Source organism: Paenibacillus sp. TY11 (assembly GCF_059772165.1).
Genome location: NZ_JCBAIQ010000007.1, coordinates 237611 through 252483 on the forward strand (window position 1 = coordinate 237611; position 14873 = coordinate 252483).

Annotated in this window: 13 protein-coding genes; 2 read left to right on the top strand and 11 right to left on the bottom strand. The window is 43.1% G+C overall.

Annotated elements, in window-relative coordinates:
* Window positions 1-128 precede the first annotated feature (128 nt).
* The 5 genes from AC6EJC_RS10135 to AC6EJC_RS10155 form a co-directional block, all read right to left on the bottom strand.
* Window positions 129-1538: a glycoside hydrolase family 1 protein gene (locus AC6EJC_RS10135; RefSeq protein WP_444953851.1), complete on the bottom strand. Its 1410-nt coding sequence runs from the start codon at window positions 1536-1538 to the stop codon at window positions 129-131.
* A gap of 76 nt (window positions 1539-1614) precedes the next feature.
* Window positions 1615-3495 carry a beta-glucoside-specific PTS transporter subunit IIABC gene (locus tag AC6EJC_RS10140; protein ID WP_444953852.1) on the bottom strand — a complete coding sequence of 627 codons (1881 nt, stop codon included), beginning with the start codon at window positions 3493-3495 and terminating at the stop codon, window positions 1615-1617.
* A gap of 184 nt (window positions 3496-3679) precedes the next feature.
* Complete coding sequence (gene licT, locus AC6EJC_RS10145) at window positions 3680-4537, bottom strand: BglG family transcription antiterminator LicT (RefSeq protein WP_444953853.1); 858 nt, start codon at window positions 4535-4537, stop codon at window positions 3680-3682.
* Window positions 4538-4773: 236 nt separating this feature from the next.
* A complete protein-coding gene (locus AC6EJC_RS10150; RefSeq protein WP_444953854.1) occupies window positions 4774-5091 on the bottom strand; it encodes a carboxymuconolactone decarboxylase family protein in 318 nt (105 codons plus the stop codon).
* Window positions 5088-5474, bottom strand: a complete 387-nt coding sequence (locus tag AC6EJC_RS10155; RefSeq protein ID WP_444953855.1) for a tautomerase family protein — start codon at window positions 5472-5474, stop codon at window positions 5088-5090. Before AC6EJC_RS10155 ends, AC6EJC_RS10150 begins: the two co-directional genes overlap by 4 nt.
* A gap of 111 nt (window positions 5475-5585) precedes the next feature.
* Between AC6EJC_RS10155 and AC6EJC_RS10160 the strand changes: the two genes are divergently transcribed.
* A complete protein-coding gene (locus tag AC6EJC_RS10160; protein WP_444953856.1) occupies window positions 5586-6461 on the top strand; it encodes a LysR family transcriptional regulator in 876 nt (291 codons plus the stop codon).
* A 162-nt stretch (window positions 6462-6623) separates the two neighbouring features.
* On the opposite strand, the gene AC6EJC_RS10165 is transcribed toward AC6EJC_RS10160, so the two are convergent.
* The 4 genes from AC6EJC_RS10165 to AC6EJC_RS10180 all read right to left on the bottom strand — a co-directional run bounded on the left by AC6EJC_RS10165 (window position 6624) and on the right by AC6EJC_RS10180 (window position 11302).
* On the bottom strand, window positions 6624-8552 hold the full coding sequence (locus AC6EJC_RS10165; RefSeq protein ID WP_444953857.1) for a PTS fructose transporter subunit IIABC: 1929 nt from the start codon (window positions 8550-8552) through the stop codon (window positions 6624-6626).
* 67 nt (window positions 8553-8619) lie between these two features.
* Window positions 8620-9531: a 1-phosphofructokinase gene (gene pfkB / locus AC6EJC_RS10170; RefSeq protein ID WP_444953858.1), complete on the bottom strand. Its 912-nt coding sequence runs from the start codon at window positions 9529-9531 to the stop codon at window positions 8620-8622.
* Between the two features lie 2 nt (window positions 9532-9533).
* A complete protein-coding gene (locus AC6EJC_RS10175) occupies window positions 9534-10280 on the bottom strand; it encodes a DeoR/GlpR family DNA-binding transcription regulator (protein ID WP_444953859.1) in 747 nt (248 codons plus the stop codon).
* Window positions 10281-10630: 350 nt separating this feature from the next.
* Window positions 10631-11302: an O-methyltransferase gene (locus tag AC6EJC_RS10180; protein ID WP_444953860.1), complete on the bottom strand. Its 672-nt coding sequence runs from the start codon at window positions 11300-11302 to the stop codon at window positions 10631-10633.
* A gap of 126 nt (window positions 11303-11428) precedes the next feature.
* Here AC6EJC_RS10180 and AC6EJC_RS10185 point away from each other — a divergent pair, with 126 nt between their 5' ends.
* A complete protein-coding gene (locus AC6EJC_RS10185; protein WP_103048081.1) occupies window positions 11429-12316 on the top strand; it encodes a LysR family transcriptional regulator in 888 nt (295 codons plus the stop codon).
* A 90-nt stretch (window positions 12317-12406) separates the two neighbouring features.
* Here AC6EJC_RS10185 and AC6EJC_RS10190 read toward each other — a convergent pair whose 3' ends face one another.
* Both AC6EJC_RS10190 and AC6EJC_RS10195 read right to left on the bottom strand, forming a co-directional pair.
* A complete protein-coding gene (locus AC6EJC_RS10190) occupies window positions 12407-13489 on the bottom strand; it encodes an ankyrin repeat domain-containing protein (RefSeq protein WP_444953901.1) in 1083 nt (360 codons plus the stop codon).
* Between the two features lie 324 nt (window positions 13490-13813).
* Entirely contained in the window at window positions 13814-14644 is an 831-nt protein-coding gene (locus tag AC6EJC_RS10195; protein ID WP_444953861.1) for a copper amine oxidase N-terminal domain-containing protein, read from the bottom strand.
* Window positions 14645-14873: the final 229 nt, after the last annotated feature.

Here is a 14873-nt window from a genome sequence, read left to right on the forward strand (position 1 = left end):
CCGTTTGTGTTTCTTCTATTATATAACACATGGTAACACTGCTGTTCCAAGAAGCCCCTACACCCAAAAAAACACCTCCTCAAAATGGTAATCCATTTCAGGGAGGTGCTTTTGCATTGCTGCTTTAATTAACGAATTTCACCGTTTGTGGAGATCAGCTTTTGATACCAATAGAAGCTTTGTTTCCGAATACGACGCAAATCTTTGAGATCAAACTCTTCACGATCCACATAGATAAACCCGTAACGCTTACTGGAGCCCTGATGGGTACTGACAAGATCAATCGCAGACCACGGACAGAAGCCGAATACTTCTACGCCATCTGTAATAGCCAGTTGAATCTGCTCGATATGTTTCTTGAAAAAGTCAATACGATAAGGATCACTCACTACATCACCTTCTTCAAGCTTGTCAAAAGCTCCCAAGCCATTCTCCGTCACGATTAAAGGTAGATGGTAGCGAGAATAGATTTGGCGTAACGTGGATCTAAAACCGACCGGATCAATCTCCCAACCAAACTTCGTCTTTTGCAGGTTGGGGTTTACGGAACCTCGGTATGCGCCTGGTTCACCCACAATTTCATGCTGATCCCCTGTATGTGAAAAATCATTTCCGTCATTTAAACTTTCTCCTACGGTTTGAGAGGTATAATAATTAAATGCGATAAAGTCCGGATTACCCTTCGCTAATATTTCCATATCCCCTTCTTCAATGACAGGCTCATAGCCTTTCTCGACCAAATAGCTCCACGCAATGTGATTGTAACGGCCAAATACAGCCATATCCAGATAGAGCCAGTTGCGAATCGCTGCATAGTTATCAGCCGCCAGTGTATCTTCCGGCTTGGAACTGGCTGGATAGATAACCCCGATATTCGGCGCTGGTCCAATTTTCGCGTCAGGTAGCATTTCATGGCACAATACCATCGCTTTCGCCTGCGCGACTAACATATGATGATTTTGTTGGTACAGTACCTTTTGCGGATTTTCCAGACTTGTATCTAATGTGCCAATAGAACCGGGATGGAGAATCAGCATGTTCTGCTCATTAATGGTTAACCAATATTTCACCCTGTCTCCAAAGTTCTCAAACAATGTTTTGGCATACTGTTCGAAGGCATCAATCGTCTCCCTCTTCGACCAGCCGCCTTGTTTTTCAAGAGCATAAGGCAGATCAAAATGATACATAGTAACAATCGGTTCAATGCCATATTTAATTAATTCGTCAATTAATGAGTTGTAAAACGCGATCCCCTTCTGATTAACTTCACCTGCTCCCTGGGGATAAATACGTGTCCAGGCAATAGAGAAACGATACGCCTTAAAGCCCATTTCAGCCATCAAAGCTACGTCTTCTTTGAACATATGATAATGATCACTGGTTACCTTAAAATCAGTGACTCCTTCGACGTGATTAGCCATGTCAATGACAGAGGGTCCTTTTCCATCTTCGTCCCATGCACCCTCTACTTGATAAGCGGAAGTTGAACCTCCCCAGAAAAAATCTTCGGGAAATGCCTTCAATTGGTTATGTTTCATGATATAGTCCCTCCAGTTATAGTTATATGCTTCTGATGTTCGCAATCTATGGATGTGATGATGACGCTTTCCTGTATCACACAACCAAAGTCAACAATACTTCATTTTTCTGAATCTGTTCCTGATTTGTCTCAAATACGTCCACTTTATTTTTCGTAAGTGTGACGATGACAGGCGTCACGATTTCGTATCCTGCTTCTATAATCTGTTCCCTGTCAAATTGGATTAACAAATCACCCTGTTTCACGCTGTCCCCCTCTTTAACCACTGGATTAAAATGTTTCCCTTTCAGCGCAACGGTGTTAATTCCGATATGAATTAATATCTCCGTACCCGCATTTGAAGTTAAGCCTATGGCGTGTCCTGTGGGAAACAGCGAGGTTACAACTCCATCTATTGGCGCTACGACCTCACCGACAGACGGTTCAATGGCTAACCCTTTTCCCATGGCCCCTGTAGAAAATGCAGAATCATTCACTTGGCTCAGTGGTGTAGTCTTGCCTGTGATCGGGCTGTAGATCGTTTCTTTCTTGATGTCAACGGCCATGGTTGTTGTAACAACTGGCACGGGTTCTTCTGTTTTCACGGATTCAACCATTTCCGGGGCCTCCCTCTTAACCTTACTTTCATACCCAAAAATAAGGGTCAGTACCGTTGCAGCTATAAATGAACATGCAATGGCGAAAACGTAAATTAAGGTTGGCGTATATACTGGAATAGCAAAAATATTATGAAAAACATAAGCCGTCATTTTCACTCCAAAATGTCCATTAATGGCTCCGCCTAGAGCCCCGGCAATAATGACAATCGGAATGACACGTTTAAAACGGAGCACCAGACCATACACAATCGGCTCTGTCACACCAGCCAGCAAGCCTGTAATACTCGTGGAACCTGCAAGAGTTCTAAGTGTTTTATCTTTTTTCGCTTTCAGGAAAATACCAAATGCGACACCAATTTGAGCAAATACAGCCGCTGCAGCCATCGCCTCAATCGGATCACCGCCCACACCGATATTTTGAATCGTGATAGGTGTAAAACCCCAGTGAAGTCCGAAGACGACCATAAAGGTCATAAAACCGCCAAGAACAATCCCTGACAAAATGCCACTTACACCAATTAACCATGTCACACCTGAAGAAATCCAATCTCCTACCCCTGTACCGAAGGGTCCGAAAGCTATCGCAGATAGCGGAACCATAATCATTAAGGCCAGCATCGGAACTAAAAAGAGCTGTAGATCCTTAAGAATGATCTTCTTCAAAAACTTGTCCACCAACGCATATATGCTGATGGATATGAAAACCGGGAAAACACTGGCTGAGTAGTTCATCATGACCACCGGTATTCCTAAAAACGATACATCAGAGCCTTTGTCCATCAGCCCCGTAAAGTTGGGTTCCATGAGGGCCGCACCGATCACACCGGCTACATAAGGATTCGCCTTCAGCTTTATACCGAGTGTGATCCCAAGCAAAATCGGCAAGAAGTAAAACACAGCATTCCCCGCAGCAGACAGGATCATATAGGCATCACTTGTCGCAGACATCCATCCCAGTAAAGTCAAAACAGTCAGGAGTGCTTTTAGCATCCCCGAGCCCGCCATCGCTGGAATCAACGGGGAGAAACTGCCGGAAATGACTTCAAAGATCGTAGATACGACCGCTGTCTTCTTTCCACTAGATTCGCTGGCCGCAGGGGATTCCGATCCAAAATCCCTGTTTTTCATGATCTCCGTATATACATAGGCAACATGGCTACCAATAACGACTTGAAATTGTCCTCCGCTTTCAACAACAGTAATGACACCTTCATGCTTCTCAAGAGCTTCTCTTTCGGCTTTTCTAGAATCCTTCAGGTCAAATCTGAGCCGTGTAGCACAATGGACAAGCCCATTGATATTTTCTTCTCCTCCAACGAGACGTACGATGTCATCGCCCATTTTCTTATGGTCCATGTTCATTCTCCTTTAGGGCAGATTGCCTGAAAACAAAAAAATACCTAAACGAAAGGCCTATATGATCAAAGAAAATGATCACTGCCATTCATTTAGGTATCGCCTGCTTAACCAGTAACAATCCTTATATTTAAGTTGTGAGCCTACTATAAATCACTCCGAAATCGTTTGCAAGCTTTTTTTTCTAAGAACTAGCTATATCATTTCTGGAGGTTACACGCTGTATATGAATCGTCAAATACACTTTTTCGTCAATCGACATAGCACTTTCATGCTTCAATTCCAAATATTGATTAATTAATTGGGTACACTGAAAAGCCCTCGCATATTTATCTTTGACTTGGTCATACAAGAAATTGTCACCTGAAGCTAGTTGCTCTTGTTCATTACTCAGCAATCGTTGGGCAAAGTACTGTAAATGAGTAATAAACCGGGAATAATTGAATGAAGTTTCATCCAGCGTCAGCTGATAGTAATCGGTTACAATATTGAAAATATCATCTATGACCTCTGTAATCTCAACCGTTTGTTTCATTCCCTGGCCGTCTTGTCTTGCATTTACAAAATGCATAGCAATAAAGCTCGCTTCATGCTCATCCATTTGAATGCCAAATTGAGCATCGATGATATCCAGTGCGCCCATACCAATCATAAATTCTTTTTTGTAAAATTTTTTAATTTGCCACAAAAGCGAATTCTTAAGACCGACTGATTTTCTATAGCGGGATATGGCGAATTGAATATGGTCAATCAGAGAGATATAAATGTTATCACTAAAGATATCTCCCATTTCTTTTTTTGCGTTTCCCACAATTTCATCCGCTACTTTCAAATATTCTACAGATGTTTCTCCAATGAGATCAATTAATTTTTGCGGAATTTTATCGGACTTTAATACAAAAGTTTTTTCGATTTTTTCCTCATCGACTCTCTGACCATTTTTCTTTTTAAAGCCGAGACCATTCCCTATGACAACAAATTCATGACCCACCTGATTTTCGGCTCGGATGACATTGTTGTTAAAAATTTGCCGGATGATCATCTATCTGCTCACCTCATTGATGTAATGAAAAAGTTTGTAATAACAAAAAAAACCAAATAACGACTAAATAAATTAGTCATTATTTGGGTATCGCCTGCTAACCAGTAACAATCCCGAAGGGCACTTGACCCTTCATTCAATTACTCTTACTATACCGCTTTCAAACCAGAATAACAATACAATCCTGTTGAAAAGTCTTCTGTGAATATAGTTTATCACCAAATCATATAAAAATATCAAAGTACGTCTTTGGCAACCTGAATAGCTGAAGCTGCCCGGGGCCATCCTACGTAAAAGGCAAGCTGTGTAATGACCTCAACCAGTTCTTCCTCCGAAATCCCGTTCTCCTTGGCCAGGTTCAGATGATAAGGAAGTTGATTCACATGCTCACCCGCTACCAAAGCAGCAACTGTAATGAGACTCCGGTCTCTGAGAGATAACTCGCCTCTTCTCCACACATTTCCAAAAAGAACATTTTCTGTATAGCCTACAAAAGCAGGAGCAAAATCACCCACCGTTTCCCGAACACTCGACGTGATTAATCTATGCTTCATAAAATCATCTGGGCAAGTCCGTTGCCAAAGGACCAGTCCTCTAATTCAGTTTCCACCAGTGTCACAAATACATCCTCCGGTCTAATCTTACATTCCATAGATATGAGTTCAGCTAACCTTTGGTAGAAACTCTTTTTTTGTTCCGTTGTTCTACCCGAGCCCATCGTAATTTGGATATAAAGCAGCTTGTGTGTTCTGGGTACATTCAAATAATCCGGACTATAATAAAACTCGCTCTGCTTATGAGCATGAAAAACCTGAAAGTAATCTTTTTCCGGCACCTGAAAATGTTCGATCAAAGCGTTCATGATACAGCGACTAATCCATGGCAGCTCTTGCTCTGTGTATTGCTGCTCCATGTAACCTACTCGTACAAATGGCATGTTCATCTCTCCTATCCGTCGGGATAAGATAATTGTACTCCACCTATTTTTATCTGTATAATTGAAAATAATCATAAATATATTCATTTTTACCGATGGAGATGAGTGTGCATGGATCTGAAAGAGCTAACTACATTTCGTACCATTATCGAAGAAGGAACGTTCTCAAAAGCTGCTGCCAAATTGAACTACGCGCAGTCTACAGTCACGAGCCAAATCCAGAGGCTAGAGAAAGAGCTGGGATTCCAGCTTTTTAAAAGGGGTTGGGATGCGGAATTAACGGCCTCAGGCAAACTTTATGCCGAAGAGGTAGATAGGCTTATTCAGCATTGGAATTTTGTGATGGATCAGGCCAAGTCCCTGAAAAAGGAGGAGATCGGCACGCTCCATATCGGTGTGATTGAAACAGTAGCGGCTACCGTACTGCCCTTGGTTCTGCGGCAATTTCGAGAGCATAAACCGAATATTACATGTCATTTTACAGTTGGAAACACGGATACACTCTCGAAAGCTTTGATGGACGGTACGCTGGATTTTGCGATCTCTGGGGAACCTCACTCGATTCCTTCCTTACACTTTGAACCCATTTATCACGAACACATCGCCTTTATCGTGTCCCGTAATCACCCTTTCGCGGCAAAAAGTGAACTTCAGCTGGAGGATTTGTATGAATATCCGCTTATAGCTGGAGGGAAAAACTGCCTGTACCATATCCGACTGGAAAAAGAACTTTCCCGCTTCCCGTCGATACCGTTTTTGTATACCGTCAGTCAAATCTCGTCTATACCCTCATTCGTAAAAACGATCCCTTCGGTTGGAGTGGTTCTATCGTCAATGCCTTTGCCGGAGGAACTGGTCACCGTCCCCCTCCAGCTAACAGACCCGAATATTCCCATCGGACTATTACAAAACAATCAACACCAGCAATATATGTCTTCAGCCCGAAAGTTGTTTATGCAACTGGTTAAGGAGCTTTGTAGGCTATAGCTCCAATGCAAAAACTACTAATAAGCTATATACGCAAGCCGACACCTTCGCATAAAGAAAAAGCCGCTAAACACTCAGAAACCTGGTGTTTAGCGGCTTTACTATTATGAAAACCAGAGAGAGTGTGTCCCTCTTCTTATTTCTTTACTCTTGTGATATTAGTTATTTTGCTTCGAGCGGTTTTTTCCACAGTCCCAGAATGAGCGCAGAAATCACGGAGCCAATCGCCACTGCAAGCAAGAACAGCAAAGCATGATTGGCAAGCGCTGCTACAAAAATGCCGCCATGTGGAGCTGGGAGATTGATTTGCCAGAACTGCGTCAGACCACCAGCAATCGCTGAACCTACAATACAAGAAGTTAAAACACGCAGAGGGTCAGCAGCTGCGAATGGAATTGCTCCTTCTGTAATAAAGGACAAACCGAGTACATAGTTCGTCAAACCAGACTTGCGCTCTTGCTCAGTAAATTTATTTTTGAAGAACGTTGAAGCTAATGCGATCGCCAGTGGAGGTACCATACCGCCCGCCATAACAGCAGCCATCATTGCTCCGTTCGTGTTACCGCTGGAAGTAAAGACACCGATCGAAAATGCGTAAGCTGCTTTGTTGAAAGGTCCACCCATGTCAATCGACATCATTCCGCCCAGGATCAGACCCAGAATAACCGCATTACCCGTTCCTAAATTGTTCAGAACATTGACAAGCCACGTATTAATACCACCGAAAATTGGATCAATCAGGTAGAACATAATCGCGCCTGTAATTAGTAGTCCAAATACCGGATATAACAAGATTGGCTTTAAGCCATCCAGCGTTTTCGGCAGACCTGCAAAAGCTTTACGCAGGAAGATAACCACATAACCAGCCAGGAAACCTGCTGCCAGACCGCCAAGAAAACCTGCATTGGAGTTTACAGCCATCAGACCACCAACCATACCTGGCATCAGTGCCGGGCGGTCTCCAATACTCATCGCGATAAATCCGGCCAGTATCGGAATCAGGAAGTGGAACGCACCTGTTCCGCCGCCAATCGTTTGTAACAGTTGGAAGAATACATTATCTTCTCCCGCTACCTGTTCAATCAAGAAGGAAATTGCTAGCAAAATCCCCCCGCCTACAACGAATGGCAACATATGAGAAATACCGTTCATTAAATCCTTGTAAATTTTACTGCCCACGCTGCTCTTCTCCGCTTTCGACTCTTCAGCGCCGCCTTTACCTTCACTACGATAAATTGGCGCATCGCCGTTTAGCGCTTTGCGGATCAGTTCTTCAGATTTACGAATACCGTCACTTACCGGTCTTTGCAATACAGGCTTACCGTCAAATCTGGCCATTTCAACCTTTTTGTCAGCAGCAACGATTACACCTTTGGCACGGCGAATTTCATCCGCTGTCAGTACGTTTTGCGCACCTTCCGAGCCATTCGTTTCTACCCGGATGTTTACACCCATTTCTGTCGCTTTCTTAATGAGAGCGTCTTCAGCCATAAACGTATGCGCAATACCTGTAGGGCAGGCAGTCACCGCAACCACAAACTCGTCTGAATTCGGGTTACCAACGATAACATCCGGCGTTTTCTGTGCATTGGCAGCCTCTTTCTTTGCTTCTTTTGCTTTCTTGGCTGCTTCTTCTTCCGCCTGCTTGGTATCAAACAGCTCGGATACTTCATCCGGTGTTTGCGTATTCATCAGCTTGTCGATAAAATCGGTATCAATTAGAAGCCGGGAAAGAGCCGCCAGTGTGCGAAGATGCGTATTTGCTGCTCCCTCTGGAGCCGCAATCATGAAGAATACTTTCGCCGGCTCACCGTCCAACGATTCGAATTCTACGCCTTTACTGCTTTTGGCGAAAACGACGGTCGCTTCATTCACGGCTTTGGTCTTGGCATGCGGCATCGCAATGCCGCCGCCGATTCCAGTGCTGGATTCTGCTTCGCGTTTGTAAATCATTTCTTTAAACAACGCCCGGTCATTAATACGTCCACTTGCTTCGAGACTGGCGATGAGTTCCTCAATCGCCCCGTCTTTTGTCGTCGCCTGCAGGTCCATGATCATCGTTTCTTTAATCATCAGGTCTGTTATTCTCATTTTTCACACTCTCCTAAGTTCGATCAGCGTGCTGACACACGCATAATAAGCTCATGATGCAGATGGATTACCGTTTTGAAATCGTGACTTGCGGCCGTAATTGTTCAATTTTCTCTCTAGTAGCCAGATCATCGGAGAACGCAGTTGCACTTCCGGATGCCACTCCTGCACGGAATGCTTCGATCGGATCGCCATGAAGAGCCAGCGTACCCACGAATCCAGCAATCATTGAATCACCTGCGCCTACAGAATTTTTCACCGTTCCTGCTGGTACATTTGCGTGATACACTTCATCTGCCGTAATGAACAAAGCCCCTTCTCCTGCCATGGAAATCAGTACATTTTTTGCACCTGCTTCCAGCAGTTTACGACCGTAAGTGACGATCTCCTCCTTTGAATGAATCGTTACGCCAAACAACTCAGCCAACTCGTGGTGATTCGGCTTGATGAGCAGCGGTTTATGAGCCAGTGCCTTCATCAACGCCTCACCTGTGGTGTCGATGACGAATTCAGCCCCGGTTTGCTGACATACGCTAATCAGCCGATCGTAGAAATCTCCTCCAAGTGACGGCGGAATACTTCCCGACAAGACGACTATGTCATTTTTCTGGAGACCCGCCAGCTTTTGTACCAACGCATCGGCCTCTTGCTCACGAATCGCAGGTCCCAAACCGTTAATTTCCGTTTCATCGCCATGCTTGAGCTTAATGTTGATCCGTGTATCATCTTCGATGATGACAAAATCAGTTTTAATGGATTCTTCCCGCAATGTATCGTCGATAAACCTGCCTGTGAATCCTCCGAGAAAACCAATCGCCGTGCTGTCTGCTCCCAACTGGTTCAGTACACGTGATACATTAATCCCCTTGCCACCTGGCAGTTTTAAATCACGTTTCATCCGGTTCAAGTCACCAAGCTTCAAATCGTCAACTTCCACGATATAATCAATGGAAGGGTTCAGCGTTACTGTATATATCATTGTTATCCCTCGATTATCTTAGTTTTCTGAGCGATGGATCGGCGTGAGCGTTCAGGCACCGATTCGGTAATAAGGATAGCTTCCTTGAGCTCAAACAGTTTGGCGAAGGTTATTTCTCCAATTTTGCTGGAATCGGCCAACACATACGTTTTGCCGGACAGCTGGTGGGCACGCCGCTTTATCAGCGCTTCTTCAGGATCAGGAGTCGTATACCCCATTTCCACATCCACCCCGTTCGTTCCCAGAAAGCACTTGTCGAATCGAAAATTGTCCAAATTTTGTAGGGCAATACTCCCGATTACGGCTTTGGTATGAATTTTCATCATCCCTCCCAGTAGATAGCTTCTGATTCGTTTGCTTACCAGTGCTTCTACGTGGGATAGACCATTCGTCACGACCGTCACGTCTTTAGCTTCAATGTAAGGAATCATCGCCATTGTTGTTGTTCCCGCATCCAGATAAATACATTCTCCATTCAAAATTTCTTTGGCTGCCATACGGGCGACTACGTTTTTTTGTTGAACGTTTTTGAATGTTTTTTCTTCTATGCCAGGTTCCTGACTTTTCTGATTCAGCAAGGTTGCCCCGCCATGAATCCGCTTTAGCAACTGACGGCCTTCAAGATCTATCAAATCACGCCGAATCGTTGACTCAGAAGCTCCCAACAGATCAGCCAATTCCTGCAACTTTACAACACCACGTTCTTGTAAGCGCTGTATTATTAACTTGTATCTTTCTTCCGTCAGCATCTTCATTCCCCCAACTGTTCATATCGTACCACAAACTTGATAAAAAACAATCATTTTTCTCCAAAAAAATTCAAAAAAATTCATTCCAACTTCATTTTTTTACAAAATGGTGAATTCCTGCTCCAATCATCATGATTGCGTTTACATTTTAAAGAAAATTCATCTACTTTTATGTAAATTCATTCTTCTTACATAGGAATTCAGCAGTAAACGTTCAAAAACGTTCTGACGCTTCAATCAGCACTATTTTACCATTAGGCACACAATTCGTCCCAACCTTCTGTACCAGAAAAAAAGCTAAACACCGGGACTGCTCCCCTCTGTGTTTAGCTAACCGAGACCCTTAACTCTCAGTCCTTAACGATTCCAATGACGAAACCATCATATCCCTTGCTCCCCACGGTCTGGATAGCTGTAGCTGTAATTCTCGATTCTTCAGCCAGCAAATCATAAAACTTTCTTACTCCCTGTACACGAGGGTCTGTGCTGTAAGCTTGAATTACTTCTCCTTTACGGATAACATTATCGCCAATAATAACGGTGCCAGGATGCGAAAAGCGAAGTGCCCAATCCAGATAAAATGGATTATTGGGTTTATCCGCATCGATAAAAATAAGATCAAAGGGAGCAACGCCCTCCTCTTTCATCTGTGCTAACTGCTCCAAAGCGTCTCCCTCCCGAAGTTCCACCATTGCATCCAACTGAGCCAACGATATATTCGACTGGGCTATTTTAGCATGAACCGGATTCGCTTCCAGTGTAACTATTTCTCCATCCGTCGGCAACGCCCTTCCCAACCAGATTGTACTGTAGCCTCCCAAAGTCCCGATCTCCAACACACGTCGTGCACCTTGCATTTGAGCAAAGATATTTAATAGCTTTCCCTGATTGGGTGATACATCATGCGGAGGTAGTCCCGCCTTTTGGTTAGCAGCCAATACCTGTTCCAAGACAGTATCATGCGGAATGAGACGCTCCGAGATATACTGGTCTACTTGATCCCACGTGTTCGTTTGATTCATTCGCTCCACTCTCCTTTGGATTAACTTACAATTTGATTGTAAATGAATTATTATTATAAAAATAATATATGTTTTTGCTCTTTTCATAATCTGTATGTATGAATCAGTCGGAAAGGGGGGATGGTCTTGAACCTGCATGCATTACGCTTATTTCACGTGGTCGCCTCTACAGGGAGTGTGACACGTGCCTCTGAACTTTTAAATATTAGCCAACCTGCGATTACCGCCCAGATTAAAAAATTTGAAAAAGAAATATCTCTCACACTGCTCATGCCGCTAGGAAGAGGGATTGCCTTAACGGATGCTGGTGAAAAACTTGCTGTACTCGCCAGACGGCTCTTTGCTGTCGAACAGCAAATCGAACAATTTTCACAAGATTATCGTGATGGAGCCCATGGTCATATCCGGCTAGCGGCTACTTATTTACCGGCTCATTTTCTCATTCCGGCCTGGATTGCAAAATTCAAACAACAATATGAACATGTTGAAATGACGATTAACACTACAAATTCCAACGATGCTTTGCAGCAGCTATTAAATATAGAAGTGGATTTGGCTATCTACGGAGGACTGCCTGAGCAGTATCCTGATACGATTCAGACTGAAGAATTATTTCGTGATGAATTGTGGTTCGTGGTAGCTCCCGATCATCGGTATGCGAATCAGCAAGTTTCTTTACTGGAAATGATGCATGAACCCTTTGTTATGCGTGAAAAGGGAAGCTCGACACGGGAGAGATTGTTTTCCTTATGTCGAACTTACAATGCACCCGCCCCCAAAGTCACCCTGAACTTCACAGGGCTACATGAGGCGATTACCGCAGTTATTGCCGGATATGGTGCGAACTTTGTGTCCTCACTGGTCGTACGTGAATATGTAGAACGCGGCGAGCTGTGCCGGGTATACGTAGAAGACATCCAGCTTCTCAATTCAATCGCCATCTGTACCCGCAAAAACGAACCCCTATCTACCGCTACTCTAAACCTCATTCAGCTCATACGTAACCATTCCTGATGAGCATTTAGGCACCTGTGTACACTAGCGCTGTATTTAAAAATAACAAGAGCCATGACTGCGTTCATACCGCATTCATGGCTCACCACGTTATGATAAATATTCTCCCTCAGTAATCTTCTCCAGAAAATCTTCCGGCTGTGCAAGAAACTCAGCAAAGCTGCACACATCCGCATATTCCTGATGCTCCTCGTCATAATAACCCAGACACTTCTGCTTCGGATTCCACACCAATATGATATCCGAGTAGTTGTCTACTTTTAGAGACAGACGCAACAGCTTTTGCCGTCCCACCTTCATCTCAACAGTATCTATGAATGAAAAAAACTCAACAAATTGAATATCAAAATTATTTTCCGGCAGGTCTATACGAAGTCGGTCCCCCGTTAGAAAGTCTACAAGATCCTTCGGAAGCTTGTAACTTTTTAAAGCATGTCGTTTATTTTCCAGGTTATGAAACGCTGGAGGCTCCACGGACTTTAAATACTCAGCCATTTCCACGTTCTTATTACGAATTGCAATCGTATATGCCCGTTCTCCATCTTTTTCTGCCAGCGTCACATCTACGCCTTGCTCGACCAAATACTTCACCATCGCAAAATCATTATTGCGTGCTGCCACGGTTAAAGGCGTGGCTTTATAAGGATATACCATATTAGGGGCATTGTAATTAATATCTACACCATGCTCCAATAAGAGTGCTATCGTTTTTAAGTCATGCTTACTCACTGCGTTACGTAACGTTGCTCCAGCATACTGCTTCATATGGAGGCCAAGCTCATGAATAAGCGGGATATTGTTTTTGTTACCGTAGTAAGCTTGTTCATAGGCACCTGACTTTACATGGTTTTTCCCGTCCAGCTTGGCACCATGGGCAACCACATAGCGGACAATCTCTTCTGTACAGTAGCGAACAGCCGTCAGGAAGGAGGGATTATCTTTCACATTGAGTTGAACACCCAGCTCCACTAGCAGCTTCAAGACTTCCATTTGCTCAGTGATGAGTGTAATATCCAGTGGACTTAACGTCGTATATTTGCTGAGTATGATTCCTTGTTCTATATCCCATCCTTCCGTCAGCGCTTGGCGTAAAGCCGATATATTGCCTTCAACAATATGCATCGCTATTTCAGGAAGAACCTCGAAATTACCTATATCTTTTAATTTGATTATCTTTATTCCCTCACATTTTATGTATCTGTTGTTCATCTCTTTACTACTCATGTATCTCTATTTTATACCAATCTCTCTTTTACATAAATCCGCCTGACTCCCCAAAATTCATTATTCACTCCAATACAAACAAGTGAGTAATAGAGGTCAAAACTTTCTAGAAAAGCTATCGTCTGATATCAAAAATGTGTGGAACCTATAAAGAAACTCAGAAACTGCATAACAATGAGATACCCCACATCACCTAAAGGAAGTTAGGCAAGCTAGAGTTATTACAGCTCTCAGCTGAAAGCTATGATAACTTAAAAGCCCTTTTTTAAAAGTTTATGGCTTTAACGTTCTGCCCTTAAAAAGAATATACACCAGCTCATTTTTAATGACTTTATTATTTTCCGTTATTTTTGCATACTGTACTTCCTCGTTACGAGTCACGATTTCGTCCTTATCTATACTTGGTCTTTTACGATTTCTATTTTCCGTCGCCGTGCTATTATCAAAAATAAAAGTGGTATTTAAATCTTCAATGCCCTCACTAATCTTCTTTCCTGTCATATTCTTAGCAGTAATAGTTAGATGAATTTTTTCCCCCATGGTCAATTTGTACGATAACAAACTGAATGCATTCTCATTGTCTACCTGTTCTTTAAAATGATCCAAATCTTCTACATTCTCCATCATAGGTGTCTTCAATAATTCATTTCCGATGAGAGTGTACAGTTTATTTTGCTGATTCCATTCCTGATGTATATTTAGTTGCGTAGTAAGTGTCCCTAAAGGAACAAACATCGCATTTTTGTAAAGCACCGGGACGGTATCCATCACAGACGTGTTTAAGTCGGTAACAATCTCAGTTGAGTTCATTTTAAACTCAACCTGGTGCGAACCAAACTGAATGGTGGCCGTTTTGGAAGTCGGATCATACGTAGTGTGTCCCCCCAATAAATCGTTAATAGATCCCAAAGGCACCATGAAGCGATTATTTTTATCAATATAAGGGGCTTTGGGAGTTGTAAATAAGACATAATAGTTATTGATCTTTAAAAATTGTGTGCTTTGATCTGTACTCTGAGCTGATAATTTTCCTGTAAAAGCTTCTTGAGAAAAGCAAAAAATAAATACACTTAATAGCATCATCTTGAACAGCAGCTTTCCCATAAAGTCTCCTCCTTCAAAGAGGGGCGACCCCCCCTCTCCCCCTATTAAAAACTAATCTAAGACCGTCCATATAGATGTATCCTGTACTTCCAGTATAATTAGATCATTCTCATGAATTTCTTTTGCACTCGGTAAATGAACTCGCGGCGTTAGTGTTAAAGTCCATCGGTGTAGACGTTGAATGATTCCCTACCATACAACTGGCTAGCCAAAACCGTTGATTATGTAC

Excerpts from the sequence above, each read along its gene's own strand:
- AC6EJC_RS10135 (WP_444953851.1), bottom strand. The coding sequence starts at position 1,538 with ATGAAACATAACCAATTGAAGGCATTTCCCGAAGATTTTTTCTGGGGA.
- AC6EJC_RS10140 (WP_444953852.1), bottom strand. The coding sequence starts at position 3,495 with ATGGACCATAAGAAAATGGGCGATGACATCGTACGTCTCGTTGGAGGA.
- licT (WP_444953853.1), bottom strand. The coding sequence starts at position 4,537 with ATGATCATCCGGCAAATTTTTAACAACAATGTCATCCGAGCCGAAAAT.
- AC6EJC_RS10150 (WP_444953854.1), bottom strand. The coding sequence starts at position 5,091 with ATGAAGCATAGATTAATCACGTCGAGTGTTCGGGAAACGGTGGGTGAT.
- AC6EJC_RS10155 (WP_444953855.1), bottom strand. The coding sequence starts at position 5,474 with ATGCCATTTGTACGAGTAGGTTACATGGAGCAGCAATACACAGAGCAA.
- AC6EJC_RS10160 (WP_444953856.1), top strand. The coding sequence starts at position 5,586 with ATGGATCTGAAAGAGCTAACTACATTTCGTACCATTATCGAAGAAGGA.
- AC6EJC_RS10165 (WP_444953857.1), bottom strand. The coding sequence starts at position 8,552 with ATGAGAATAACAGACCTGATGATTAAAGAAACGATGATCATGGACCTG.
- pfkB (WP_444953858.1), bottom strand. The coding sequence starts at position 9,531 with ATGATATATACAGTAACGCTGAACCCTTCCATTGATTATATCGTGGAA.
- AC6EJC_RS10175 (WP_444953859.1), bottom strand. The coding sequence starts at position 10,280 with ATGCTGACGGAAGAAAGATACAAGTTAATAATACAGCGCTTACAAGAA.
- AC6EJC_RS10180 (WP_444953860.1), bottom strand. The coding sequence starts at position 11,302 with ATGAATCAAACGAACACGTGGGATCAAGTAGACCAGTATATCTCGGAG.
- AC6EJC_RS10195 (WP_444953861.1), bottom strand. The coding sequence starts at position 14,644 with ATGGGAAAGCTGCTGTTCAAGATGATGCTATTAAGTGTATTTATTTTT.